A 23758-nucleotide genomic window follows, 5' to 3' on the forward strand; every position below is an offset into this window, starting at 1 on the left:
TCCTTCCGGGCGTCCCGCAGCGGCCGCCCGCTCGTGCGTTGTCCTGCGACGGTGAGCGTGCCCTGCCGGGACGGGATCAGGCCCGCCGCCGGGGCTTTCACCGCCTGGCGGGTACGGCGACGACGATACGGGCACTGCGCACGCCGGATAAGCCTCGCGGACCCTGGCGGCGGCGAAGGTTTCAGCGCGGCGGGTTCTGCGGCCGGGGCCCGGCAGGGTCGCTATGCCCCGCCGTGGGCGTCGAGGAGGACGGCGACCGCGTCACGTGCCTGTAGCGCCGCCTCCGGCGTGCCCGAGACCGTCGCGACGGTGATCGCTCCGTCGAACAGCACGACGATCTGCGCCGTCACGGCCTCCGGATCGGCGGCGCCGACGCCCTCCACCAGGCTCAGAATCCGGGCACGCAGTGCGGCCTTGTGCGTACGAACGACCTCGGCCACCGCGTCCGAGCCCGCGCCGAGTTCGCCGAAGGCGTTGTTGAACGCGCAGCCGCGGAAGCCGGGTTGACGGAACCAGTCGTGCAGCCACTCGAACATGCCGAGGAGTTGCTCCCTCGGCGAGCCGTAGCCCGCGATGTGCTCCTCCAAGGCGGTGCGCGAGACCTGGTCGCGGCGGCGCAGATACGCCTCCACGATGGCGCCCTTGGAGGGAAAGCACTGGTAGAGGCGCTTGAGGGAGACACCGGAGGCGTCTCTTATGCGGTCCACGCCGACGGCCTGCACGCCATGGGCGTAGAAGAGGTCGTCCGCCGCGTCCAACACACGTGTGTCCGGAGGGAGTTCGGTGTCCATGTTCGCCCTCCTCGCCGCTTGATGAGCACCGCTTGGCACTGTAGCCTCCTCGTCGGAGAACGGTCGTTCTCAAGCCGTCGGGCCGGGCGGACCGGCAAGGGGGGAGCCACGGCCGGTGGGAGGGGGGCCGCCCGGCCCGGACGGCTGACGACCGGGGTGGGGGCGGCGGTGCGAACCGCGCCGCCGCCCTGAGCGTCCTCCTGGCATGGACGCGTTCTCGCGGGCGGTGCGCCGGCTGCTGCTCTTCGGGTGGCTTCAGGCGCGCTGCTGTGCCTTCGCCGCCGCGCTGCTCGGCGGCATAGCGGCCTCGCGCCTGCTGCCCGAACTGCCCGTGGCGCGTTACGACATCGTGCTGGTCTACGGCGTCGTGCTCGCGGTGGTGGCCAGACGCGCGGGCTGGGACAGCGGGCGGGACACCGTGGTGATCGCGGGTTGCCACGTCATCGGTCTCCTCTTCGAGCTGGTCAAGGTCCGCCTGGGATCGTGGAGTTACCCCGAAGCGGCACTGACGAAGATCGGAGGCGTACCGCTGTACGGCGGCTTCCTCTACTCGGCCGTCGGAAGCTACGTCTGCCGGGCCTGGCGACTGCTCGACCTGGGAATCACCGGCTACCGGCCGCGCGTCATGGCCGCGCTGTCGGCCGCCGTCTACATCAACTTCTTCACCCACCACTGGCTGCCCGACGCCCGCTGGGTGCTGGCGCTGCTCATGCTGTACGCGACGGCAGGCACATGGGTGCACTACTCGGTTGGGGCCTGGCGCCCCCGGATGCCCCTGGCACTGGGGTTCACGCTCATCGGCTTCTTCCTGTGGATCGCCGAGAACGCCGCGACGTACGCCGGTGCGTGGAGCTACCCGGACCAACTGGAGGGCTGGCAGCCGGTGAGCCCCGCGAAGGCGGGCGCGTGGGCGCTGCTGATCAGCGTCACGTTCGTACTGGCGGCGATGTCGCGGAAGGGGGAAGGCGCCCGGCCCGACGTGGCAGCGCACGACGGCGCGGCGCACATCGGAACGGCACGCGTCGGAACGGCACGCGTCGGAACGGCGCACGGCGGCTTTGAGGTGAGGCCGCCAACGAGTCCTGGGGGCAGGCGCGTTGCGGCACGCCAGGGGGAGGCGACGCCCAAGCGGGCGCAGGAGCGTGAGCCGGGGCGGGTCCGGGAACGCGGACCGGAGCACGATCCGGAGTACGAGCCGCAGTACCGGCCCGGGCCGCGGCCGCGCGTACCGAGATGAGGGCGCCGCACGCCCTACGCCCTACCCGCACCCCGCAGCAGCGGCACACCGCCCGCCTCGCCCCGGCCCCTGGTCCCCTGGACTCCCGCCGGGGGAGCGGGAATCCGCCGGGCCTCCTCCCTGTTGTGACCTGCGGAGATCGCCTCCGCGGTACCCATGCGGGTGCGTACGTGAACGAGCCAGGGCGTCCGCGAGGGGGACGTACAGAAGGCGGAACGGAACGGAGAGCCCGGTGCGATTCGGCGTCAACATCCTCAACTTCGGTACGGGCACGGGACCTTCGACGCTGCTGCGCTGGGCACGCTACGCCGAGGAGCGGGGCTTCGGGTTCGCGATGATCTCCGACCACATCGCGGTCACGCCCGAGGTCGCCGAGCAGTACGAGGCGCCCTTCTACGATCCGTTCACCACGCTTGCCTGGCTCGCGGGCCGGACCGAGCGCATCGAACTGGGCACCACCGTCACCGTGCTGCCGTTCCGGCATCCGCTGCTGACCGCCCGCGCCGCGGCGAACATCGACAGGTTCAGCGGCGGGCGCCTCATCCTGGGCGTAGGGGTGAGCTGGAGCGAGAGCGAGTACCGGGCGCTGGGGGTCGACTACCGGCGGCGCGGTGCGATCACCGACGAGTATCTGGACGTCGTCACCAGGGCGTGGCGGCACGAACGGATCTCCCACCACGGCGAGTTCGTGTCCTTCGACGATGTGGCGACCGGGCCGCTGCCGCTGCGCGTGCCGCCGGTGTGGGTCGGCGGCGCCAGCAGGGCCGCGCTGCGCCGAGCCGTCAGACACGGTGACGCATGGCATCCGCTCAACCAGCGCATGCGCTTCTACCGCGAGCAGGGCCTTCCCGCGCTGCGCCGCATCGCCGACGAGGAGGAGCGGCCCGTACCGGCGTTCGCTCCCCGGCTGCCGCTGCTGCTGACCGACTCGCCGCTGGAGGAGGACGAGCGCCTGGCGGGCCAGGGGACGCTCGGCCAGATCAGGAGCGATCTGGACGGCCTCGCCGAACTGGGCGCCACACACGTCCTGTTCGACACCTACCGGGGCGAACCGTCCTCGATGCGGCCCCAGCAGGAGGACGAGCGCCTGCTGGAGACGGTCGCCGATTACGCACTGGGCTCCTACGGCGGCGACTGAGCGGCTGCGACCGCTGCCGAGCGCACGGCGCCACGCGCGAGGCGGCTCGCCCCGACGCTGCGCCTGCCCAACCGCTCCGCACCCGCCGCGAATACCGCATCTCCGGCGTAGGGCTGTGCCGTGCGTGATGCCGGTGACGCACTCCGTAAAGTAAGCCCCAGGTCCGCGACACCCGGTGAAAGGCCAGGCCGGGGAGCTGAGTCACCGAGGATTGAGGAACGCAGCGTGAGCACCCGCCCCGAAGTCACCCTGAACAACGGAATCCGTATGCCGCAGCTCGGTTTCGGCGTCTACCAGGTGCCGGAAGCCGAGACGCAGAGCGTGGTCGCCTACGCCCTGGAAGTCGGCTACCGCAGCATCGACACGGCCGCCCTGTACAAGAACGAGGCGGGCACGGGCCGTGCGCTGGCCGCGTCCGGCATTCCGCGCGAAGAGCTGTTCGTGACGACGAAGTTGTGGAACACCGACCACGGGTATGACGCCGCCCTGCGCGCCTTCGACACGTCGCTGACGAAGCTGGGCCTGGAGTACGTGGACCTCTACCTCATCCACTGGCCGCTGCCCGCGCGGAATCTCTACGTGGAGACATGGCGGGCCCTGGAGAAGATCCACGCCGAGGGGCGGGCCAGGGCGATCGGCGTCTCCAACTTCCACCCCGCGCATCTGCGGCGCCTCACGCAGCAGGCCGACGTCGTACCGGCGGTCAACCAGATCGAACTCCATCCTCGCCTCCAGCAGCGGGCGTTGAGGGCGTTCGACTCCGATCTCGGCATCGCCACCGAGGCGTGGTCGCCGCTCGGCCGGAACAACGGGGTGCTGGACGACCCGGCGGTCGCCCGCATCGCGGAGAAGCACGGCAGGACCCCCGCGCAGGTCGTGCTGCGCTGGCACCTCCAGCTCGGGAACATCGTCATCCCCAAGTCGGCGACGCCCTCACGCGTCCGGGAGAACCTCAACGTCTTCGACTTCCAGCTCGACGGCAACGACCTCGCCGACATGGACTCGCTGGAGACCGGCGAACGCGTAGGGCCGGACCCCGACACCTTCGGCTGACCGGAGCAGACAGACGGCGGGCGGGCCTGAAGCGGGGGCGGGCCCGCCGTCCGCGCGTCTGCTCAGCGCGGTGCCGGGCCCTGCGCCAACAGCTCCTCGATGCGCGCCAGTTCGCCGTCGTCGAAGCCGAGACGCTCCACGGCCGCCACGCTGTCGGCGAGCTGTTCCGGGCTGCTCGCGCCCACCAGCGCCGAGGTGACGCTGTCGCGCAGCACCCAGGCCAGCGCCATCTGCGCCAGCGACTGGCCGCGCTCGCGGGCCACTTCGTTCAGTCCGCGGAGCATCGCTACCGTCTCCTCGGTGATCTGGTCGCTGCTGAGGAACGGGCTCGCCCCGGCGGCCCGCGATCCCGGTGGTACGCCGTCGAGATAGCGGCTGGAGAGCAGCCCCTGTGCGAGCGGTGAGAAGACGATGCAGCCGGCGCCGACGTCCGTCAGCGTCTCCAGCAGACCCTCTTCGGGCTGCCGGTCGAGCATGGAGTAGCGGGGCTGGTGGATCAGCAGCGGAGTGCCCAGCTCACGCAGGATGCGGGCGGCCTCACGCGTCTGCTCCGGCGAGTAGTTGGAGATTCCGGCGTAGAGCGCCTTGCCCTGCTGCACGGCGGTGTGCAGCGCGCCCATCGTCTCCTCCAGCGGCGTGTGCGGATCGGGCCGGTGCGAGTAGAAGACGTCCACGTACTCCAGGCCCGTCCGGCCCAGGCTCTGGTCGAGGGAGGCCAGCAGGCTCTTGCGGGAGCCCCACTCGCCGTACGGGCCGGGCCACATCAGGTGCCCCGCCTTGGTGGAGACGACGATCTCGTCGCGGTACGGGCGCAGATCCTGGCGGACGATGCGGCCGAAGGCGGTCTCCGCGGCCCCGGGCGGCGGTCCGTAGTTGTTGGCCAGGTCGAAGTGGGTGACGCCCAGGTCGAACGCGCGCCGCACGATGGCCTGTTGGCGCTCCAGCGGGCGGTCGGTGCCGAAGTTGTGCCACAGGCCCAGCGATATCGCGGGGAGGCGGAGGCCGCTGCGGCCCGTACGGCGGTAGGGCATCGACTCGTAGCGGCCGTCGTCGGCTTGGTACACGGAAGGTCTCCAGGGGTGTCGCGTAGGTGTGTCGTCGGGTCGGCGGGTCGTTTCGGCGCGGGTGCCGCGCCGTGGTCGGTACGCGAGCGGTGCGATGGGCGGCGTGCCGGCCTGACGGCGGGATGACCGCTCAGGCGACGCCTTCGGGGCTGGCGCCCTCGATGGGGACGCCGTCGGAGGCGATGCGTTCGATCTCGGCGATCTCGTCCGCGCTGAGCGTGATGTCCGCTGCCGCGGCGGACGATTCGATGCTGGAGCTGCTGCGCGCTCCCACCAGCGCCACGTCCACGTGTGCCAGCACCCATGCGACGGCGATCTCGCCGACGCGGCGGCCGCGTGCCTCCGCGAAGTCCGAAAGCCGCCGCACCACTGCGAGGTTGCGCCGCAGCGCCTCGCCGGTGAAGGCCGTGGCCTTGCTGCGCCAGTCGTCCTCGTCGAAGGTGGTGTCCTCGTCGAAGCGGCCGGTCAGCAGCCCGCTGGCGAGGGGGCTGTAGGCGAGGACGCCGATTCCCTTCTCACGGGTGTAGGGCAGGATCTCCGCCTCGATGCCGCGCCGGAAGAGGTGGTAGGGCGGCTGGAGCGTCTCCACGGGACGCACGGCGGCGAACTCCTCCATCTGCGCCACGTCGTAGTTGGAGACGCCGACGTGTCGGATCTTGCCCTCTTCCACCATGCGCTGAAGCGCCTCCGCGGTCTCCGCCGCGGGCGTCTTCGGGTCGGGCCAGTGCACCTGGTAGAGGTCGATCGTCTCGACGCCGAGTGCACGCAGACTCTGCTCCACGCCCTCCCGCAGGAAGGCCGCGGAGGCGTCCCGCCCGCCGCCGTCCGGGCGCACGCCGCCCTTCGTGGCGATGACGACGCTGTCACGGTCGCGGTCGAGCTCCTGGCGCAGTGCCTTGCCCAGCAGCCGCTCCGAGGCGCCGAAGCCGTACGCCTGCGCCGTGTCGAAGAAGTTCACGCCCAGCTCGCGGGCCCGCCGTACGGCGGCGACTGCCGCGTCCTCGTCGAACTCGCCCCAGTCGCCGCCCAGTTGCCATGTCCCAAAGGCGACACGTGAGACCTCCAGGCCGGTGGCTCCGAGGGTGGTGGTCCGCATGAGTGCGCTCCTCGTACATCTCGCGTACGTCGTGGACGTCTCCACCCTCGCCCGCACCGCGCCAGGCGTCCAATAGAAGAAAGCGAACGGATTGAGCAGCTAGCCTTCTCAATCGTGGAACTACGGCATCTCGAATACTTCGTCACCGTCGCCGAGGAACGGCACTTCACCCGCGCCGCCGAGCGGCTGCTGGTCTCCCAGTCCGGGCTGTCGGCCTCCGTCCGCGCCCTCGAACGGGAGCTGGGCGCCAAGCTCTTCGTGCGCACCACCCGCAGCGTCGAACTCACCGGCCCCGGCCGGGCGCTGCTCGGCGAGGCGACCCGCACCCTGGCGAGCGTCCGCGCCGCGAAGGAGGCGGTCGCCGCGGCCCAGGGGCTGCTGAGGGGCACGCTGTCCGTCGGCAGCGAGCAGTGCATCGCGGGCGTGGACGTGCCGCGGCTGCTGGCCCGGTTCCGTGCGGAGCACCCGCAGGTGGAGATACGGCTGCGGCAGGCAGGTTCGCGTCTGCTCGCCGACGACGTCGCCGCGGGCCGCCTCGACCTCGCCTTCGTCGCCCTGTGTGGGCCGCCGCCCCAGGGCGTAGGGCTCACACCGCTGACCGGCGAGCCCCTCGTACTGCTCTGCCACCCGGAACACGCCCTCGCCGGACCCGGCGAGGGGCCGGCCGAGGAATCGGCCCCGGGACCGGCCGGGGGAGCGCAACGGCACGTGCGCTGGGCGGAGTTGAAGGGAGAGGCACTGGTGGACTTCCAGCCCGACTGGGGCGTGCGGCAGCTCACGGACCGCACGTTCGCCGCCGCCGGCGTGGAACGCCAGGTCGCACTGGAGGTCAACGACGTGCACAGCCTCATCGAACTCGTCGAGCAGGGCCTCGGAGTGGCCGTCGTGCCACGGCATTTCGCGCGCAAGCCGCAGGCCCGCGGGCTGTGCGCCCTGCCTCTCACGGAAGGCCCGCAGCCGGTGTGGCAGGTCTCCCTCGCGCGACCCGCAGGTGAGGCCGCCAGCCCCGCCGCGCGGAAGCTGAGCACGCTGCTCGACCTGCCGCAGGAGGAGCCGGGCAACTCGCCCGCGTGACACCGCAGTCGACGGCCGCGACCGGCCGACGGCCCTTGCGGACAGGGGGTGTTGACCGGCGAGTTCGGTCCTGGACACCATCGATGCCTCCGCCGTACGCGGTACGGGGCCGACGCGAACACGCACACCCGCACAACGGAGGCCGTCTCCGCGTTCGATCGAAACCGTGCCCCGGGAGGGCCGTTGACCCCCACAGACTCCACCGCCGAGCCCGCCGCCGATCGCCCCCGAGCCGACTCCGGTGCCGACTCCGGAGCCGGTTCCGCAACCGAAGCCGCCGACGGACCCGAGGCGCCCGCACACGGTGCCCGCGAACCTGACGTCCCCGCGGCGTCCAGCCCCCGCAACCCGCTCTCGCGCGCCGCACGGCTGTCCCGCCGCCGCTTTCTCACCGCCGCGGGCGCGGCCGGTGCCTCCGCCGCCGGGACCGTGCTCGCCACCCCGGGCACCGCTTCCGCAGCCGCGCCGCCCGCCTCCGCATCCGCCGCGGACTCCGCCCCGCAGGCGCTCGCCTCCCGCGTCACGCTCTCCTTCACCGCCGCCACCAACGGCGCCGCCACCCTCGCCCCCGGCGGCGACAGCCTCGTCGCCGAAGTGCAGAACGTCCTGTGGTCCGTGCCCCGCGACGGCGGCACCGCCGTACCACTGACCGATCCCGAACTGGAGCCCACACGCCCCGAGTTCGCCCCCGACGGCAAGCAACTGGCCGTCTGCGCCTACCGCGGCGGCGGATTCCACCTGTGGACCCTGCGCCCCGACGGCTCCGGCCTGCGTCAGCGCACCGACGGCCCCTGGGACGACCGCGGCCCGGCCTGGTCGCCCGACGGCACCCGCATCGCCTTCGCCTCCGAGCGCGGCGGCCACCCCGTGACCGGCAGCCCGTACCGCATCTGGGTCCTGGACGTACGCACGAATGCACTCACCCGGCTGACGGGCCTTCCCGGGCAGGACGGGCCCCGACAGGACGGCCCCTGGGAGGACTTCGACCCGGCGTGGTCCCCCGACGGGCGGCGCGTGCTGTTCGCCCGCGGTACCCCCGTGAAGGGGGAGAACGGGCCCGTTCTGCACACCCGCGTCATCGCCTCCGTACCGGCGGACGGCGGGGGAGCGGTCCGCACGGAACACACCGGCGACGACGGCGCGGACGTGATGACACCCGCCGTCTCACCCACGGGACGGCTGGCACATCTGCGCATCACCCCGTCACCTGCCGCGTCCTGCACGCTGATCGTCGACGGTGAAGTCCTCGCCGTCGAAGGAGACTTGCAGCCCGTCCCGCCCCGCTGGGTCTCCGCGGAGAAGCTGCTGCTCACCGTCGGCGGCCGGTTCACCGTCGTAAGCACCGCCGACCCGAAGGACGCCGAGCACATCACGCTCGCCGCGTCGCTGCCCGTCGAACGCCCCCGCTACCGGGTGAAGGACTACGGCTTCGACGCGGGCGGCAGCAGAGACGTCCGCGCACTGCACCTTCCCGCGCTCTCGCCCGACGGCCGCCGGGTCGCCTTCGCGGCGCTCAACTCCCTCTGGGTGGCGCCGGTCTCGGGCCACGGACACCCCCGAGAGGTCGTCAAGGGCAGTCACACCCGCTATCCCCTCGCCCCCACATGGACGCCCGACGGGAGCGGGCTCGTCTACTCCGACGACCGCGACGGGCTTCTCGCCGTCCGGCGGCACGACCTCCGTAACGGCGAGGACACCGAACTCGCCGGCGGCGGCCGTGTCTTCCCCGTGCTCTCCCCGGACGGCACGCAACTGGCCTGCCTGGACATGACGGGCAACCTCGTCGTGAGGGACCTGCGCGGCAGCGCCTCCCCCTCGAAGCGAACCGACGGGACCGCACGAGGCGAGGGACCCGAACGCGTCATCGCCAAGCCACTGGGCGCCGCCGGTCTCCCCGGCAGACCCAGTTGGTCCCCCGACGGCCGCTATCTCGCGCTGTGCGACCGCAACCGCCTCAACCAGCGCTTCCGCGAGGGCTACAACGTCATCCGCGTCGTCGGCGCCGCCGGCGGCGAGGACCGGCTCTACGCCCTCTCCCAGCACGCCTCCCTCTCCGACCGCTACGACAGCGGCCCCGTATGGTCCCCCGACGGCAGGCACCTCGCGGTCGTCAGCGAGTCCGCGCTGTGGCTGCTGCCCGTACACGCCGACGGCACACCCCGCGGCGAACCGCGCCGCCTCACCGACGAGAGCGCCGACCACCCGTCCTGGTCGGGCGATTCGCAGACCCTGATGTATCTCTCGGCGGGCAGGCTGCGCCGCCTCGACGTCCGCAGCGGCGCAGCGCACACGGTGCCGCTGCGGCTGCGCCACCGGCCGCCGCGCGCCCGCGACACCGTCGTAAGGGCAGGCCGGCTGTGGGACGGCACGGGCGAACACGTCCGCGACGACGTCGACATCGTGGTGCGCGACGGCCGCATCCGCCAGGTGCTTCCGCACCGCGCGGGAGCGCGCCGCGCCGCCGCCCGCCACATCGACGCCTCCGGGCTGACCGTGGTGCCGGGCCTGTGGGACTCCCACACCCACCCCTGGCAGAGCACCTACGGCGGACGCCAGACCGCCACCCAGCTCGCATACGGCATCACCACCGCCGTATCGCTGGGCGGCTTCGCCTACGAACAGGCCCGCGTCCGCGAGGCAGTCGCGGCAGGCGCCCTCGCCGGGCCCCGGCTGCTGGCCACCGGCGAACTCCTCGACGGCGCCCGCGTCGCCTACAGCATGGGCCGCGCCCACCGCACCCGCGAAGGACTGCGCCGCTCACTGGAGCGTGCCGAAGGACTCGACTGGGACTTCGTCAAGACGTACGTACGGGCGCCCGGCTGGATCATGGCCGAGGCGGCACGCTTCGCCCACGAGCGGCTCGGCGTCCGCGCGGGCAGCCATCTGTGCACCCCCGGCATACAGCTCGGCGGCGACTTGACCACCCATCTCCAGGCCACGCAGCGCCTGGAGTACGGACACGCCACCACCGCGACAGGCCATGCGCAGCAGGACGTGCAGGAGATCTACACAGCGCGCGGCGCCGGCTTTTGTCTGATCGCCACCCCGTTCACCGCGGCGCCGCTGCTCGGTGCCGATCCGTCGCTCGCCGGGGACCCGCGGGTGACGCGGCTGATGCCGCCGTGGGACACCGGCGCCGTCGAGGAACTCGCCGGCACACCGCCCACCGACGGCCAACTGGCCACCCTGGCAAGGGAGACGGCCGTCTACCGCCGCATCCTCGACTCCGGCGGCCTCATCGCCCTCGGCACCGACCAGCCGCTCGTGCCGGTCGGCCTCCATCTCCATCTCGCGCTGCGCGCGCTGCACCGCGGCGGACTGTCGGCCGCCGAAGCGCTGCGCACCGCGACCGTGATGCCCGCGCGGGTCTTCGGCGCCGAGAAGGACCTGGGCACGGTGGAGGAGGGCAAGCTCGCCGACCTCACCCTCGTCGGCGGCGATCCTTTCTCCGACTTCGACGACCTCGTACGTACGGTCTCGGTGCTGCGCGGCGGCGAACTCCACGAAACGTCCGAACTGACCGCGTCCTTCCCCGAACGCGAGGCCCGCGGTACGGGGGCCACGGCGGACGCCTGGCGCCTCGTGAGCCGCCAACTGCGCCGCGAGGGCTGCTGCGACATGGGCGTCTGACGACGCCGGGCACGTAACCCCGCCGGGGCCGCGTCTTACCGCCGCCTTCGTCCTACTGCTCCAACTGCCCCTGCCCGGACGGCGATACGGCCCCGGCCGATCGCCGGGCGGCGATGCCGGACGATCCGGCGCCGGAGAAGGTCAGCACGTGCGACGGTGACGGCGGCCCGATGCCCGTGCGAGCGTGCCGCAATCGTGCTTCGAGGCTCCTCAGGAGCCGGCGGATCGGCCCAAGACGTCGAGGTACGCGGAGAGTCGACCGGCGGCGTGAAGCTGGGCCGTTCCGCGGGAAGTGAGGCCGTGCCGCCACTCTTCGAGCGTCCTGGCCAGCGCTTCGAGGCTGCCGGCGTCGCGGAGCCTGCCGAGGACGGTGGCGATGGTGCCCAGGGCCTGGCTTCCCCGGCGCAGCAGGTGCGCCAGTTCGGCGTCGCGCACGTCCGCCGCGAGGTACCGGCGGTGTCCGGTGCGCGGGTCGCGGCGTGGCGTGAGGGCTCCTGCGCGTTCCCAGGCTCGCAGGGTGGCCGGGCTGATCCCGAGGTGGCGGGCGAGTTCACCGATGCTGTACGGCGCCCGAGTACCGGCCGCCGCATCCGGACCGGCGGCTTTAAGACGGGGAAGCGACGCCTCGACGGCTCGCAGCGTGCCGCGGTCGCGGGAGAGGAGCGCGTGCCCGGCGTCGATGTGCTCCAGCGCCTCGTCGAGCCGGCCGCTGGTCACGGCTTGCATGATGCGTCGGCTCGTCGCATGGCCGAAGGCGGGGACGAGCGCCGTGTAGGCCGCGAGACCGGCGGCGTGAACGGCGGTGTAGTCCCGGTACCCCGTCCGGCTGCGGCGGGCCGCCGGGATGATTCCGGCCTCCTCGTAATTGCGGACCGCCTGCGTGGAGAGGCCGTGCCGACGGGCCAGGTCCACCGGCCGCATGTGACCTCCGGTTGAGGGTTTCCGACGTAGGCGAGAGAGAACTCCGCGCAGAGTCTCCACCGAGTGTTCAAGGATACGATTCACGGACATGGCAAGGAGCGCGCACACCGTGTCCGGAGATTTCGACCTGACGATGGACGAGCTGCGCGTCGTGGCGCGCTACGTGGTCCGGCACGCAGAGGACGTCCTGGCGGTCTTCGAGCAGGCTGTCCGCGACGATCCACGCCCCCGTGCGGCGATCGACGCGGCCTGGGAGTTCATCGACGGCGCCGACAGGACGAAGTCGCAGCGCGTCACTTCCCTGGACGCGCATCGAGCCGCTCGCTCCGCGCCCTTCGAAGCCGCGCGACTGGCCGCGCGATCCGCCGGTGACGCCGCGTCGGCCGCATACCTGCACCCCATCGCCCGGGCAGGCCAGGTCGGCCACATCCTGCGAGCCGCCGCGAGCGCCGCACGCGTCGGAGAGATGGAGGCGGGCGGCGACCCCACGATCGCCGACGCCCTGCTGGAACGGTCACGGCAGCGTGCGACACCGGTGCTCATCGACGTGCTCCGCCGCTACCCGCCCGTGACGAGCGGCAGCAATCGTGTGGCCCGGCTGATGAGCGCTCTGGACCACTCCCTGCGCCAGGCGTCCGGCCGGTCGTCAGGGCAGAGCGCGGGGAGTGCCGCCGATGCGCACGGGAGGGGGTGGGAGTCGTGATCCTCCCGAAGGTCCGTGACCCTCGCTTCGTGACGATCCGCCGAGGCGGGACCCTCACCGATGCGGACCACCGCCTCCTCGCCCTATGGGCCGCCTCGTGTGCGGAGCACGTCCTCGGCCTCTTCGAGTCGGTCCGGCCTGGGGACCCGCGACCGCGCGAGGCGATCGGCCATGCGCGGGCCTGGGTGCGCGGCGAGGTCAAGATGATGCAGGCCCGCGCGGCGGGCGGCCACGCGATGGGGGCGGCCAGAGACCTGCGTGGGGCAGCACGCCATGCCGCGTACGCCGCCGGGCAGGCAGGGGCCGTCGCCCATGTCGCCGCGCACGAACTCGGCGCCGCCGCCTACGCGATCAAGGCCGCACGGGCGGCGGCACCGGAGGGCGAGAGCGAGACCGCGGGGCGTCTCGAATGCCGGTGGCAGCGCGATCAGCTCCCGGACGCAATCCGCGAACTCGTACTCGATGACCAGCGGCTGCGCAACGACATCTGCTGGTCGGTGTTCGACTGCTGAGACCGGCTCCTTCACGGCGGCCCTTCGCGGCCGGCAAGCGGCGTCTACGCGCCAACCGTGGTGAGGCGGGTCCGGACACAGTCCGGTTCCGTCGCGGTGCCCGAGTCCTCGGTGCCCGTCCGCCTCACCACGTAGCCCACGGTCCTAACCCTGGTAACCGGCAAGGATCTTGGAGAACTCCCATTCCTTCTGGTCGATCCCGCTGCACGAGTCGTTGCCGTCTCCGCTGGAGCACGGGCGGTCGCGGTTGGCGGACCAGAAGCTGACCCGCGCCAGGTGCTTCTCGGTGGCGAAGTCGACCATCCTCTGGAAGTCCGACGGCGATATGGACTCGTTCGGCTGGTCGGTCTTGCCGTTCATCGACGAGAAGCCGACCTTGCCGTACGCCTTTTCCTGGTCGATCTTGTATTCGTCGGCGACGATCTTCGCGAGCCCGTCCACCGCGGTCTGGGTGGCCTTGGCCATGTCCTGGTCGCCGTGTCCGAAGTCGAACGGCATGACGGTCCAGCCGTCCACATCGAGGCCGGCGGCGGCGCCCTTCTTGATCAGGTCCTTGCCGTTGTCGGTCGGGCTCTGCTCCAGGGTCGGGAAGGTCAGATAGACCTTGATGTCCTTGTTCTTGTCCTTGACGATCTTCAGAGCGTCGACGACCTTCTGCCGCACGTTGGGCATCTCGAACTCGTTCGCCTCGATGTCGACGTCGATCGACTTGAGCTGGTAGGCGTCGATGATCTTCTGGTACGCGGCGGCCAACTCCTCGGCGCTGCCACACGCTTCGCCGAGCTTGGAGCCGTTGTAGCCGCCGATGGAGGGGGTGACGTCTCCGCCCGCTTCCTGGACGGCCTTGATCGTCTTCTCGTCCTCGCCGCCGGTGAGGGGACGCTGTCCGTCCCACGCGGGCTCACAGCCTCCCTTGGCCAGGATGAAGGCGAGCGTGAGCTGCTTGTTGCCCGTGTCCTTCATGAACTGGGTGGCGTCGGGCACCTTTTCGGCGCCGGTGTAGAGGTAGGGGCCGTTCAGCCCGCTGGGCGCGGCGGCCTTCGTGTGCTGGCCGACGTTGCCGGCCTGCGCGGTAAAGCCGATGCCGGTCGCTCCGGCGACTGCGAGTACGGACGCGATCCCGAGCGCGATCTTGCGACGCTGCGTCAGGTGTGGGCGCACGACAAGCTCCCATCGTGGGGGGTGGTGGGGGTGTTGAAGAGTGCAGCCTTCTTCAGGCGCGTCAGCACGCTAGCGCCGTCCATTGGTCTAGACAATAAAGAATGGGGAAAGCTTTCGGCCGGCTATTGACGATCCCTGAGCGCGGGTCGCAGCGCGGCGGCCTCAACGGCCGCCACGGTCCGGCAGGTTGAGGCAACGACGCCGGCGACCGCCGTCCGCGCCCGAAGGCTCTCCCTGAGGGCGCACGCGGGAGGCTGTTGAATGGGGGAGTGGACTCGGACTGCCTCTTCTGCGACATCGTCAACGGCCGCCGCCCGAGCCACCGCGTCTTCGAGGACGACGACGTGGTGGCGTTCCTCGACGCGCGCCCTCTCTTCCCCGGGCACACCCTCGTCGTACCGCGTGAGCACCACGAGACGCTGACCGACCTGCCCGCCGAAGCCCTCGGCCCGTTCTTCACCCGGGTCCGCGACATCACCGCGGCCGTGGAGTCCGCGATGGAGGCGACCGGTTCGTTCGTCGCCGCCAACAACCGGGTCAGCCAGTCGGTGCCGCATTTCCATGTGCACGTCGTCCCGCGCAATCGCAAGGACGGACTGCGCGGCTTCTTCTGGCCGCGCAGCCGCTACGGCAGCGAGGCCGAGGCCGAGGCCGTCGCGGAGAAGCTGCGCTCCGAACTGGCCGACTGACCCGCGCCGTCTCCCCGTGAGTCAGGCCGGGCACGTCCAGTCGGGCACGTCAAACCGCGCACCTGAGGACGCGCACCTGAGGCCGGGCACCTCAAGACGGTACGGACGGGCCCGCCGCCCGGCACCCCTCGCGACTCCGGAACGCGTCACTTGGCGTCCGCGCGCGTAGCACTCGACCACGGCGGTGCTGAACGCGAAGCGCACCGGCGTATCCCCGAACGCCGCCCGCCCCGCCCGTTCCCCCGCCTCCGCGACTGCCTCCGCGACCCGCTCGGCGTCACCGGCCGGGCAGTGCACGATCACCTCGTCGTGCTGGAAGAAGACCAACTCGGCCTTGGAACCGGCCAGTTCCTGCCGCAGCGCGGCGAGCATCAGCACCGCCCAGTCGGCCGCGCTGCCCTGCACCACGAAGTTACGGGTGAAGCGGCCCCGCGCCCGGGCCGCTCCCGCGGTGCCACGGGCATGAGCGGCGTGCGCCGGGGGCGGCGTCTCCCCGCCGCCCTCCCAGGCGGCCTCCCGCCCCACGCCTTCCGCCCCCGCACCCTCGCCGTCCTCCCCGCCGCCCCCGGCGGGCGGACATGTGCGCCCCAGATGCGTACGCACCAGGCGCCCCTCCTCGCCCGCCTTCGCCGCCTCGTCCACATAGGCGACCGCGCGTGGGAAGCGCCGCCGCAGCGCGGCCAGATTGCGCAGCCCGTCGCCGCTGGTCTGCCCGTACACCGCGCCGAGCAGCGCCAGTTTGGCCTGCGCACGGTCGCCCCCGAACGCCTCGCGCGACAGCGCCGTGTACAGATCCTCGTCGCCGCCGACCACCGCCATCAGCCCCGGATCCCGGGAGACCGCCGCGAGCACCCGCGGCTCCATCTGCCCGGCGTCCGCCACGACCAGCCGCCACCCCGGATCGGCGACGACCGCGCGCCGCACCACCTTCGGAATCTGAAGCGCGCCGCCCCCGTTGGTCGTCCAGCGTCCGGACGCCGCGCCCCCCGGCACATACTCCGCGCGGAAACGGCCGTCCCGCACCCATGAACGCAGCCACGACCAGCCGTGCGCGGTCCACAGCCGGTAGAGCTTCTTGTACCGCAGCAGCGGCTCCACCGCGGGATGATCCACCCGCCGCAGCTCCCACGCCCTCGTCGACGACAGCTTCACGCCCGCCCGCGCGAAGGCCCGCAGCACGTCCGCCGGCAGATCCGGCCGCACCCGCACGCCCGGCCCGAACGCCGCCGAGATCTCCTCCTCCAGCTCGGCCAGCCGCCGCGGCAGCCCGGCGCCCGCGTACCGTTCGCCGAGCAGTTCCTCCAGCAGCTCCCGGTGGACGTCCGCACGCCAGGGCACGCCCGTCCGCCCCATCTCCACCGCGACGAGCGTCCCCGCCGACTCTCCTGCCAGCAACAGCCGCATGCGCTCGGGGTGTTCGGCCCTGGCCGTACGCTCCAACTGCGCGGCGTACACCTCCAGCAGTGCCGTCATCGGCTCTACGCCGTCCGGCAGCGGAGGTGGCCCCGTGTCGAAGAGCGACGGCTCCTCCTCCGCTCCCCGTGACACCGAGGGAGGGTCCGGCGGCACCGGCAGGCCGCGCAGACGCGCCCAGGCCGCCGGCAGTGAACGGGGCTCCCCGGCCCGCCCCTCGTGCCCCAGCAGCAGCGCCTCGGCCGCCTCCACGTCGTAACACCGCTCTACGCGCACACCCGCCTCGGCCAGCCTGGGATGCACGGCGGCGCTCGACCGCCACACCCAGCGCCCCACCCCGGGCCGCGACCGCACCGCGGAGACCACGGACCGCTCCTCGCGGACCGGCCCGGCGGGCGCACCATGTCCGTCGAGCGGGCAGACCAGAACGCGCCCGTCGTCGCTCTCGGCCAGCGCCCACCGCACCGCGTGCGGGCCGCCGGGATCACCCGTCATGCGCGTGAGTGTCGCACCGGCCACTGACAACGCCGCGCGCCCCGCGGTGGACCACGGGGCGCGCGACGGTGACGGTCCACAGGCCGGATCAGGCAACGGCCTTGTCAGCCAAGGGACTTGATCAGCTCACCGTCCGGTGTGTCTCCGCTCAGCTCCCAGACGAAGGAGCCTCCCAGCCCCTGCTGCGCCGCCCAGTCGCTCTTGCCGCGTACGGTCTCGGGGGTGTCGTAGCTCCACCACTGATCGCCGCAGTGGGCGTACGCCGTGCCCGCGACCGTGCCGTTGGCGGGGCAGCGGCCCTTGAGCACCTCGTAGTCCTCGATGCCCTGCTCGTAGGTTCCCGGCGCCGGGCCCGAGGCGCTGCCGCCGGGCTCCTTCTGGGTGACGCCGTTCCAGCCGCGCCCGTAGAAGCCGATGCCGAGCAGCAGCTTCCCGGCGGGCACGTCCATGGCCTTCAGCTTCTTCACGGTCGACTCGGTGTCGAAGCCGTCCTTGGGGATGCCGTCGTAGGCGGTGAGGGGGGAGTGCGGCGCGGTGGGCCCCTGTGCGTCCCAGGCGCCGAAGTAGTCGTAGGTCATGGGGAGATACCAGTCGACGTACTGTGCGGCGCCCGCGTAGTCGGCGGCCTCCAGCTTGCCGCCGTCGGAGGCGTCGGCGGTGATCGCCGCCGTCACCAGCTTGTCGCCGCCGAACTCCGCGCGCAGTGCCTTCATCACCTCGGTGAAGGCGTTCGGCCCGCTCTCGTCGCATGAAAGGCCGCAGGCGTTGGGGTACTCCCAGTCGATGTCGATGCCGTCGAAGACCCCCGCCCAGCGCTCGTCCTCCAGGAGGCTCCGGCAGGAGGAGGCGAACGCGGCCGGGTTCTTCGCCGCCTCGGCGAAGCCGCCGGACCAGGTCCAGCCGCCGAAGGACCACAGCACCTTCAACTCCGGGTGCTTCTCCTTGAGTTTGCGTAGCTGGTTGAAGTTGCCGCGCAGCGGCTGGTCCCAGGAGTCCGCCTTACCGTCGACGCTCTGTTCGGCCGTGTACGCCTTCTCGTAGTCGGCGAAGCCGTCGCCGACGGTGCACTTGCCTCCCTGCACGTTGCCGAACGCGTAGTTGATGTGGGTGAGCCGGTCCGCGGAGCCGGAGGTCTCGATGTCCTTGACGTGGTAATTGCGCTGGTAGACGTCCCAGTTGGCGAAGTAGCCCACCAACTTGCCGTCGGCGGCGCGCTGTTGTCCCGGGCTGCCGGAGGCGCCCGGCGAACCGGCGGCCGGAGCGGCGGAAGCGCCAGCCCCGGAAAGCGAGAGGGCGAGGACGGCCGCGCATCCCACGGCGGCGAGCGCGACAGGGCGTCGCCGGTGTGAAGCGCGTGAGGAAGATCTGCGACGTCGTATGAAAGATCGGATCATGGCTCTCCTCAAGGGAGTTGTGGGGAAGGTGCTGGTGATCCCTTGGTGCGTGGTGGGGGATGGTCCGCGGTGAGAGCAGCGGAAGTGTCCGAGCCGGGAATCTAGAAGGACTAGACCAGTACGTCAATGGTTTGAACCAATCTGCTTCGTGCTCGCTGCCCGCCTCTGCCGCCCGGCACGGCCCGCCGATGACGCCATGCCACCGATCGGGCATACTTTTTTCGCCGCAACCCCTGGTCAGCCGCCGTCGCAACCCGGCGCGGGGCCACCGGTCAGCGGCGTGCGCACCGGTCCCGGCCTACGCCGAGACCCCTCGGTACGGCGGCGCCACCACACCCCGGTCCGCTGCCGCAGCCCCCGAACAGGAGGAGAGCGTCGTGATGTCCGAACACGGACCGCAGCCGGTTCAGCGGCGGCTGCCCACGCAGGAAGCCCGCGATCTGCTGTCTCTCGTACGCGAGTTGGCGGCGCGGGAGATCCGTCCCCGCGCGGGCGAGGAGGAGGCCGAAGGCCGCTTCCCACGCGAGATCTTCACCCTGCTGTCCGAGTCGGGGCTGCTGGGGCTGCCGTACTCGGAGGAGTTCGGCGGCGGCGACCAGCCCTACGAGGTCTACCTCCAGGTCCTGGAGGAACTGGCGGCGGCACGGCTGACCGTCGGCCTCGGCACCAGCGTCCACACCCTCGCCTGCCACGCGCTCGCCGTCTTCGGCACCAAGCAGCAGCGCGCCGACCATCTGCCCGCCATGCTCGGCGGCGGCACCCTCGGCGCGTACTGCCTCTCCGAGCCCTCGTCCGGGTCCGACGCCGCCTCCCTGCGCACCCGTGCCACACGTGACGGGGACGAGTGGGTGCTCGAGGGCACCAAGGCGTGGATCACCCACGGCGGCACCGCCGACTTCCTCACCGTCGCCGCCCGCACGGGCGGCGACGGACCCCGCGGCATCACCGCGTTCCTCGTACCCGGAGACGCCGACGGACTCTCCGCGGCGGCCCCGGAACGCAAGATGGGAATGAACGGATCACCCACCGCCCAGGTCCACTTCGACGGTGTACGCGTCCCCGACGCACGCCGCATCGGCGACGAGGGCCAGGGTCTGACCGTCGCCCTCTCCGCGCTGGAGTCGGGCCGTCTGGGCATCGCGGCGTGCGCGGTCGGCGTTGCCCAGGCCGCACTGGACGCGGCCCTCGCGTACACGCTCGAACGACAGCAGTTCGGACGGCCCATCGCCGACTTCCAGGGCCTGCGCTTCATGCTCGCCGACATGGCCACCCAGATCGAGGCGGGGCGTGCCCTGTACCTCAGCGCCGCGCGGCTGCGGGACGAGGGGCTGCCGTTCGGACGCGAGGCGGCGATGGCCAAGCTGTTCTGCACCGACGCGGCGATGCGGGTCACCACCGACGCCGTCCAGCTCCTCGGGGGCTACGGCTACACGGCCGACTTCCCCGTCGAGCGCTACATGCGGGAGGCCAAGGTGCTACAGATCGTCGAGGGCACCAACCAGATCCAGCGCATGGTGATCGCCCGCCACCTCGCGGGCCCGGAGAGCCGCAAAGAGCGCCACTAGAGCCTGCGCGGCGCATCCCGCCGCGCCCCGCCGCAGGGTCCGCGCCGCGCCCTCCGTACCGCACCGCTGCGCACCGTCGGCACCGCGACCGCTACGCCTCCGCGACGTGGCGGCCGCGGTCCATGGACACCGCAAGGGCTACGCGGCCTCCCGCGCGTCCTCGACGACCTTCTTGTCCAGCGCCGCCCGCACCAGCGCCGCCGCGAACCGCGCCCGGTCACGGGAGGGCACCAGCTCGGCCAGCTTCGCGGGCGACGTGGGCAGCCCGAGCCGCTGCGCGCCTTGCTGTGCCTTCTGATCGAAGTACGGCCCGAACTCCGGCCATACCTCCTGCGCCTCCCGCAGGAAGATGTCGACCCCGGTCGGCCCGATGCCCGGCACCTCCCGCAGCCGCTCCTCGGTGTGCGGATCCTCCCGCATGCGCCTCAGATCGCCCTTGTACTCGCTCAGCAACAGTTCCGCGCCCTCGCCGAGCTGGGTGGCGGTCCGCTCGTCGTAGCGCCGGTAGCCGCCCACGCCGAGGGCGTCGACGCGCTGCTGCCACGTCGCCTCGGCCATCCGCCGGGCGTCCTTCATCCCGGCGTCCGAGAGCGCACGCGAGGAGGCGACGGCGATGTCCGCCCTGATGCGGGCCGAGAGCAGCAGGGACAGCACCAGCAGCCGGTACAGCGGCGACGGGGTGTCGCGCAGCGTGATGCCCGCCTGCTCGGCGTACGTCTGGCCGTGCGTCTTCAGCAGCGCCCGCGCCTTCGCCCGGTCACCGGGCTGCCGCGACGACCGCGTCCTCGACCTGGTCTGTGTCTGTGTCATGGGGGCCTCGCTCGGCTGTCGCCTTCAGAGGCCGTACGGGTTCCCAGCGCCGGCGTCTTATCCACCCGCCGATCCGCCCGCGAGCCGCAGGGCCGTGGCCGAACGGAGCGCGAGCCGCGCCGATCGCCGCCACCCGTCTTCCGGGTCACCCCTCCCGCAGCAGCGACGGCGTACGCGGACCGCCCGCGTGGGAGAACGGCTGCTTCCGCCAGTCCAGCCCCTCCGGAAGCGTCAGCAGCGAGGTCAGCCCGTGCTCGCCGTCCTCGTCGCCGTCGAGCGCGTCCGCCTCGGACGCCGCACGCCCGGACCCCTGGCACACCGTCAGCCCGAACGGATTCCACGGCGAGGAGCACAGCGCGTGCTCCGGCAGCCTCTCCTCGTCCGCGAGAAGCGCGATGGGCTGCCGGCAGTCCGGGCAGCCGACCCGGAAGATGTCGTAGACCCCGTCCTCGTACGCCCTGTCGGCCACCGCTTCTTCCTCCACCGCCGTCACGGCCGCCCCGGAAGTGCGGACCCGCTTATCAGTGCGCATGCAAATCCCCCTCTGGTGGACCTGCCGGGCATCTTGCCCCGGCTCCAGCAAGCACTTCCCGTGGCGTCATTCGCGTAATCGCTGCACGCCCGGGGACACGGGAGCACCGATGTGGCCTTGGTCACACACGGCGCTCGTACGTGCGCTCCTTCTGCGCCCGCTGTGCCGGAGTGCGCCCGGCACAGTAGGTTGACCTGCTGTGGAGGAAGTGGATCGCCGAATCGTCGATCTGCTCGTCAAGGACGGGCGGATGAGCTACACCGACCTGGGCAAGGCCACCGGCCTGTCCACCTCTGCCGTGCACCAGCGTGTGCGCCGGCTCGAACAGCGCGGAGTCATCCGCGGATACACCGCGCTCGTGGACCCCGAGGCGGTGGGCCTGCCGCTCACGGCGTTCATCTCGGTGAAGCCCTTCGACCCCAGCGCACCCGACGACATCTCCGAACGCCTCGCGGAGGTACCGGAGATCGAGGCCTGCCACAGCGTCGCCGGCGACGAGAACTACATCCTCAAGGTCCGCGTCGGCACCCCCATCGCGCTGGAGCATCTCCTCGCCCGCATCCGCACCCTGTCGGGAGTCTCCACCCGTACGACCGTCGTGCTCTCCACCCCCTACGAGGCCCGGCCGCCGTCGATCTGAGCCGTCGGGCGCGACCGCACTCGACGGCCCGACCCGCCCCTCGGCCTCCCGCGCCGGGGCGGGAGACTTGAGCCCATGAACGAGCGCTCCGCCCAAGGGCACGAGACCCGCACCGTCCTGCTGCGCGGCGGGGAGGTGCACAGCCCGGCCGACCCTTTCGCCACCGCGATGGTCACACAGGGCGGCAGCATCGCCTGGGTCGGCTCCGAGTCCGCCGCCGACTCCTTCGCCGACGGCGTCGACGAGGTGATCCACCTCGAAGGCGCCCTCGTCACCCCCGCCTTCACGGACGCACATGTGCACATCACCGCCACCGGCCTGGCGCTGACGGGGCTCGACCTCACGGGAGCGCCCACGCTCGCCGACGCGCTCGCCCGTGTCCGCGAATACGCCGCCGCACGTCCCGCCGACCCCGTACTGCTCGGCCACGGCTGGGACGCCACCCACTGGCCGGAGGGCCGCCACCCCACCCGCGCGGAACTTGACGAGGCCGCGGGCGGCCGAGCGCTCTACCTCTCCCGTACGGACGTGCACTCGGCCCTCGTCACGACGGCACTGCTCGAACTCGTCCCGGGCGCCGCCGAGTCGGCGGGCTTCGCCGAGGGCGGGCCCCTCACCCGGGACGCCCACCACGCCGTACGAGAGCGGGCGCACTCCACGCTCACGCCCGCCCGCAGGTCCGAGGCCCAGCGCGCGGCCCTCGCCCACGCCGCCTCCCTCGGCATCAGCGACCTCCACGAGTGCGCCGGGCCCGGCATCTCCAGCGAGGAGGACTTCACCGCACTCCTCGCCCTCGCCGCCGAGCGCAACGGACCACGCGTGCACGGCTATTGGGCCGAACCCGTCACCTCCGCCGCGGACGCCGCACGCATCCGCGCCCTCGGCGCGATCGGCGCCGCCGGCGACCTCTTCGTGGACGGCTCGCTCGGCTCCCGCACCGCACATCTCACCTCGCCCTACGCGGACGCACACCACACCGGCAGCGCCTACCTGGACGCCGACGGCATCGCGGACCACGTCGCCGCCTGCACCGAAGCCGGCCTCCAGGCGGGCTTCCACGCCATCGGCGACGCCGCGGTCGCCGCCGTGGCCGAGGGTGTGCGTGCCGCCGCCGCCCGCGTCGGCACGGACCAAGTCCGCGCCGCACGCCACCGCGTGGAGCACGCCGAGATGATGGACGGGCAAACCATCGCGGCCTTCGCCGAGTTCGCGCTCACCGCATCCGTACAGCCCGGCTTCGACGCGGCCTGGGGCGGCCCCGGCGGAATGTACGCGGCCCGCCTGGGCCAGGAGCGCGCCGCCCGCCTCAACCCCTACGCCGCACTCCAACGCGCCGGTGTACCGCTGGCGTTCGGCTCCGACAGCCCCGTCATCCCGCTGGGCCCGTGGGAGGCGGTGCGCGCCGCCGCGTTCCACCGCACACCCGAGCACCGCATCTCCGTGCGCGGCGGGTTCACCGCGCACACCCGCGGCGGACGTCGTGCCGTCGGCGCCGACGAGGGCGGCGTGCTCGTCCCCGGCGCACCCGCCGACTACGCGCTCTGGCGTACCGGTGAACTGGTGGTGCAGGCCCCCGATTTGCGCGTCGCCAACTGGTCGACGGACCCACGCTCCGGCACCCCCGGCCTCCCGGATCTCACGCCAGGCGAGCAACTCCCCGTCTGTCTGCGGACCGTGGTGGGCGGCCGTACGGTCTACGAGCGGCCGAACGAGTGATGTACGCATGTCCCTTGCGGCGCCCGACGCCCCCTCAGACTGTCGCCCCCGCGCCCAATGCGCCTGACTGACCTGCTGGTTCGGCGAAACGCCGCAGGTAGCGTCGCTGTTGACAGCCGACGCC

The 23758-nt window shown here is 72.2% G+C and carries 19 protein-coding genes and 1 pseudogene; 11 read left to right on the plus strand and 9 right to left on the minus strand.

Annotated features, from left to right (window positions below; translation table 11 throughout):
* Nucleotides 1-221 precede the first annotated feature (221 nt).
* Nucleotides 222-791, minus strand: a complete 570-nt coding sequence (locus tag MMA15_RS27305; RefSeq protein WP_241062826.1) for a TetR/AcrR family transcriptional regulator — start codon at nucleotides 789-791, stop codon at nucleotides 222-224.
* A gap of 205 nt (nucleotides 792-996) precedes the next feature.
* Here MMA15_RS27305 and MMA15_RS27310 point away from each other — a divergent pair.
* The 3 genes and pseudogenes from MMA15_RS27310 to MMA15_RS27320 all read left to right on the plus strand — a co-directional run.
* Nucleotides 997-1752 (plus strand): annotated as a pseudogene (locus tag MMA15_RS27310) (DUF817 domain-containing protein); the annotation flags it as partial.
* 508 nt (nucleotides 1753-2260) lie between these two features.
* Nucleotides 2261-3166, plus strand: a complete 906-nt coding sequence (locus MMA15_RS27315; protein ID WP_241062828.1) for a TIGR03619 family F420-dependent LLM class oxidoreductase — start codon at nucleotides 2261-2263, stop codon at nucleotides 3164-3166.
* 267 nt (nucleotides 3167-3433) lie between these two features.
* A complete protein-coding gene (locus MMA15_RS27320; RefSeq protein ID WP_241063534.1) occupies nucleotides 3434-4219 on the plus strand; it encodes an aldo/keto reductase in 786 nt (261 codons plus the stop codon).
* A 62-nt stretch (nucleotides 4220-4281) separates the two neighbouring features.
* Here the strand turns inward: MMA15_RS27320 and MMA15_RS27325 are convergent, their stop codons facing one another.
* A complete protein-coding gene (locus MMA15_RS27325) occupies nucleotides 4282-5250 on the minus strand; it encodes an aldo/keto reductase (RefSeq protein WP_241063536.1) in 969 nt (322 codons plus the stop codon).
* 163 nt (nucleotides 5251-5413) lie between these two features.
* Nucleotides 5414-6379: an aldo/keto reductase gene (locus MMA15_RS27330; RefSeq protein WP_241062829.1), complete on the minus strand. Its 966-nt coding sequence runs from the start codon at nucleotides 6377-6379 to the stop codon at nucleotides 5414-5416.
* Between the two features lie 114 nt (nucleotides 6380-6493).
* Between MMA15_RS27330 and MMA15_RS27335 the strand changes: the two genes are divergently transcribed.
* Both MMA15_RS27335 and MMA15_RS27340 read left to right on the plus strand, forming a co-directional pair.
* The gene (locus MMA15_RS27335; protein ID WP_241062830.1) at nucleotides 6494-7453 is read left to right on the plus strand and encodes a LysR family transcriptional regulator; all 960 of its coding nucleotides are present in this window, start codon (nucleotides 6494-6496) and stop codon (nucleotides 7451-7453) included.
* 369 nt (nucleotides 7454-7822) lie between these two features.
* Nucleotides 7823-11083 carry an amidohydrolase family protein gene (locus tag MMA15_RS27340; RefSeq protein WP_241063538.1) on the plus strand — a complete coding sequence of 1087 codons (3261 nt, stop codon included), beginning with the start codon at nucleotides 7823-7825 and terminating at the stop codon, nucleotides 11081-11083.
* 210 nt (nucleotides 11084-11293) lie between these two features.
* On the opposite strand, the gene MMA15_RS27345 is transcribed toward MMA15_RS27340, so the two are convergent.
* Nucleotides 11294-12004 (minus strand): MerR family DNA-binding transcriptional regulator, encoded by a 711-nt coding sequence (locus MMA15_RS27345; RefSeq protein ID WP_241062831.1) that lies wholly within the window; start codon nucleotides 12002-12004, stop codon nucleotides 11294-11296.
* 109 nt (nucleotides 12005-12113) lie between these two features.
* Between MMA15_RS27345 and MMA15_RS27350 the strand changes: the two genes are divergently transcribed.
* Together MMA15_RS27350 and MMA15_RS27355 are read left to right on the plus strand one after the other, a co-directional pair.
* Nucleotides 12114-12707, plus strand: coding sequence for a putative immunity protein (locus MMA15_RS27350; protein WP_241062832.1), 594 nt, complete (start codon nucleotides 12114-12116; stop codon nucleotides 12705-12707).
* Nucleotides 12704-13219, plus strand: coding sequence for a putative immunity protein (locus MMA15_RS27355; protein WP_308290601.1), 516 nt, complete (start codon nucleotides 12704-12706; stop codon nucleotides 13217-13219). Before MMA15_RS27350 ends, MMA15_RS27355 begins: the two co-directional genes overlap by 4 nt.
* Nucleotides 13220-13363: 144 nt before the next feature.
* On the opposite strand, the gene MMA15_RS27360 is transcribed toward MMA15_RS27355, so the two are convergent.
* Complete coding sequence (locus tag MMA15_RS27360; protein ID WP_241062834.1) at nucleotides 13364-14380, minus strand: chitinase; 1017 nt, start codon at nucleotides 14378-14380, stop codon at nucleotides 13364-13366.
* A gap of 269 nt (nucleotides 14381-14649) precedes the next feature.
* Between MMA15_RS27360 and MMA15_RS27365 the strand changes: the two genes are divergently transcribed.
* A complete protein-coding gene (locus tag MMA15_RS27365) occupies nucleotides 14650-15069 on the plus strand; it encodes an HIT family protein (RefSeq protein ID WP_241062835.1) in 420 nt (139 codons plus the stop codon).
* Between the two features lie 21 nt (nucleotides 15070-15090).
* On the opposite strand, the gene MMA15_RS27370 is transcribed toward MMA15_RS27365, so the two are convergent.
* Together MMA15_RS27370 and MMA15_RS27375 are read right to left on the minus strand one after the other, a co-directional pair.
* Entirely contained in the window at nucleotides 15091-16977 is a 1887-nt protein-coding gene (locus MMA15_RS27370; protein WP_241062836.1) for a bifunctional 3'-5' exonuclease/DNA polymerase, read from the minus strand.
* 104 nt (nucleotides 16978-17081) lie between these two features.
* Entirely contained in the window at nucleotides 17082-18371 is a 1290-nt protein-coding gene (locus MMA15_RS27375) for a glycoside hydrolase family 18 protein (protein WP_241062837.1), read from the minus strand.
* Nucleotides 18372-18751: 380 nt separating this feature from the next.
* Here MMA15_RS27375 and MMA15_RS27380 point away from each other — a divergent pair, with 380 nt between their 5' ends.
* Nucleotides 18752-19936: an acyl-CoA dehydrogenase family protein gene (locus MMA15_RS27380; RefSeq protein ID WP_241062838.1), complete on the plus strand. Its 1185-nt coding sequence runs from the start codon at nucleotides 18752-18754 to the stop codon at nucleotides 19934-19936.
* Between the two features lie 138 nt (nucleotides 19937-20074).
* Here MMA15_RS27380 and MMA15_RS27385 read toward each other — a convergent pair whose 3' ends face one another.
* Nucleotides 20075-20746 carry an HhH-GDP family DNA glycosylase gene (locus tag MMA15_RS27385; RefSeq protein ID WP_241062839.1) on the minus strand — a complete coding sequence of 224 codons (672 nt, stop codon included), beginning with the start codon at nucleotides 20744-20746 and terminating at the stop codon, nucleotides 20075-20077.
* Between the two features lie 145 nt (nucleotides 20747-20891).
* Nucleotides 20892-21278 (minus strand): hypothetical protein, encoded by a 387-nt coding sequence (locus MMA15_RS27390; RefSeq protein ID WP_241062840.1) that lies wholly within the window; start codon nucleotides 21276-21278, stop codon nucleotides 20892-20894.
* A 199-nt stretch (nucleotides 21279-21477) separates the two neighbouring features.
* Between MMA15_RS27390 and MMA15_RS27395 the strand changes: the two genes are divergently transcribed.
* The gene (locus MMA15_RS27395) at nucleotides 21478-21918 is read left to right on the plus strand and encodes an Lrp/AsnC family transcriptional regulator (protein WP_241062841.1); all 441 of its coding nucleotides are present in this window, start codon (nucleotides 21478-21480) and stop codon (nucleotides 21916-21918) included.
* Between the two features lie 75 nt (nucleotides 21919-21993).
* Entirely contained in the window at nucleotides 21994-23634 is a 1641-nt protein-coding gene (locus tag MMA15_RS27400) for an amidohydrolase (RefSeq protein WP_241062842.1), read from the plus strand.
* The last annotated feature ends 124 nt before the right edge of the window (nucleotides 23635-23758 follow it).

The sequence above is a fragment of the Streptomyces marispadix genome (genome assembly GCF_022524345.1).
GTDB classification, from domain to species: Bacteria; Actinomycetota; Actinomycetes; order Streptomycetales; family Streptomycetaceae; genus Streptomyces; species Streptomyces marispadix.

Excerpts from the sequence above, each read along its gene's own strand:
- MMA15_RS27305 (WP_241062826.1), bottom strand. The coding sequence starts at position 791 with ATGGACACCGAACTCCCTCCGGACACACGTGTGTTGGACGCGGCGGAC.
- MMA15_RS27320 (WP_241063534.1), top strand. The coding sequence starts at position 3,434 with ATGCCGCAGCTCGGTTTCGGCGTCTACCAGGTGCCGGAAGCCGAGACG.
- MMA15_RS27325 (WP_241063536.1), bottom strand. The coding sequence starts at position 5,250 with ATGCCCTACCGCCGTACGGGCCGCAGCGGCCTCCGCCTCCCCGCGATA.
- MMA15_RS27330 (WP_241062829.1), bottom strand. The coding sequence starts at position 6,379 with ATGCGGACCACCACCCTCGGAGCCACCGGCCTGGAGGTCTCACGTGTC.
- MMA15_RS27345 (WP_241062831.1), bottom strand. The coding sequence starts at position 12,004 with ATGCGGCCGGTGGACCTGGCCCGTCGGCACGGCCTCTCCACGCAGGCG.
- MMA15_RS27370 (WP_241062836.1), bottom strand. The coding sequence starts at position 16,977 with ATGACGGGTGATCCCGGCGGCCCGCACGCGGTGCGGTGGGCGCTGGCC.
- MMA15_RS27375 (WP_241062837.1), bottom strand. The coding sequence starts at position 18,371 with ATGATCCGATCTTTCATACGACGTCGCAGATCTTCCTCACGCGCTTCA.
- MMA15_RS27380 (WP_241062838.1), top strand. The coding sequence starts at position 18,752 with ATGTCCGAACACGGACCGCAGCCGGTTCAGCGGCGGCTGCCCACGCAG.
- MMA15_RS27385 (WP_241062839.1), bottom strand. The coding sequence starts at position 20,746 with ATGACACAGACACAGACCAGGTCGAGGACGCGGTCGTCGCGGCAGCCC.
- MMA15_RS27390 (WP_241062840.1), bottom strand. The coding sequence starts at position 21,278 with ATGCGCACTGATAAGCGGGTCCGCACTTCCGGGGCGGCCGTGACGGCG.
- MMA15_RS27400 (WP_241062842.1), top strand. The coding sequence starts at position 21,994 with ATGAACGAGCGCTCCGCCCAAGGGCACGAGACCCGCACCGTCCTGCTG.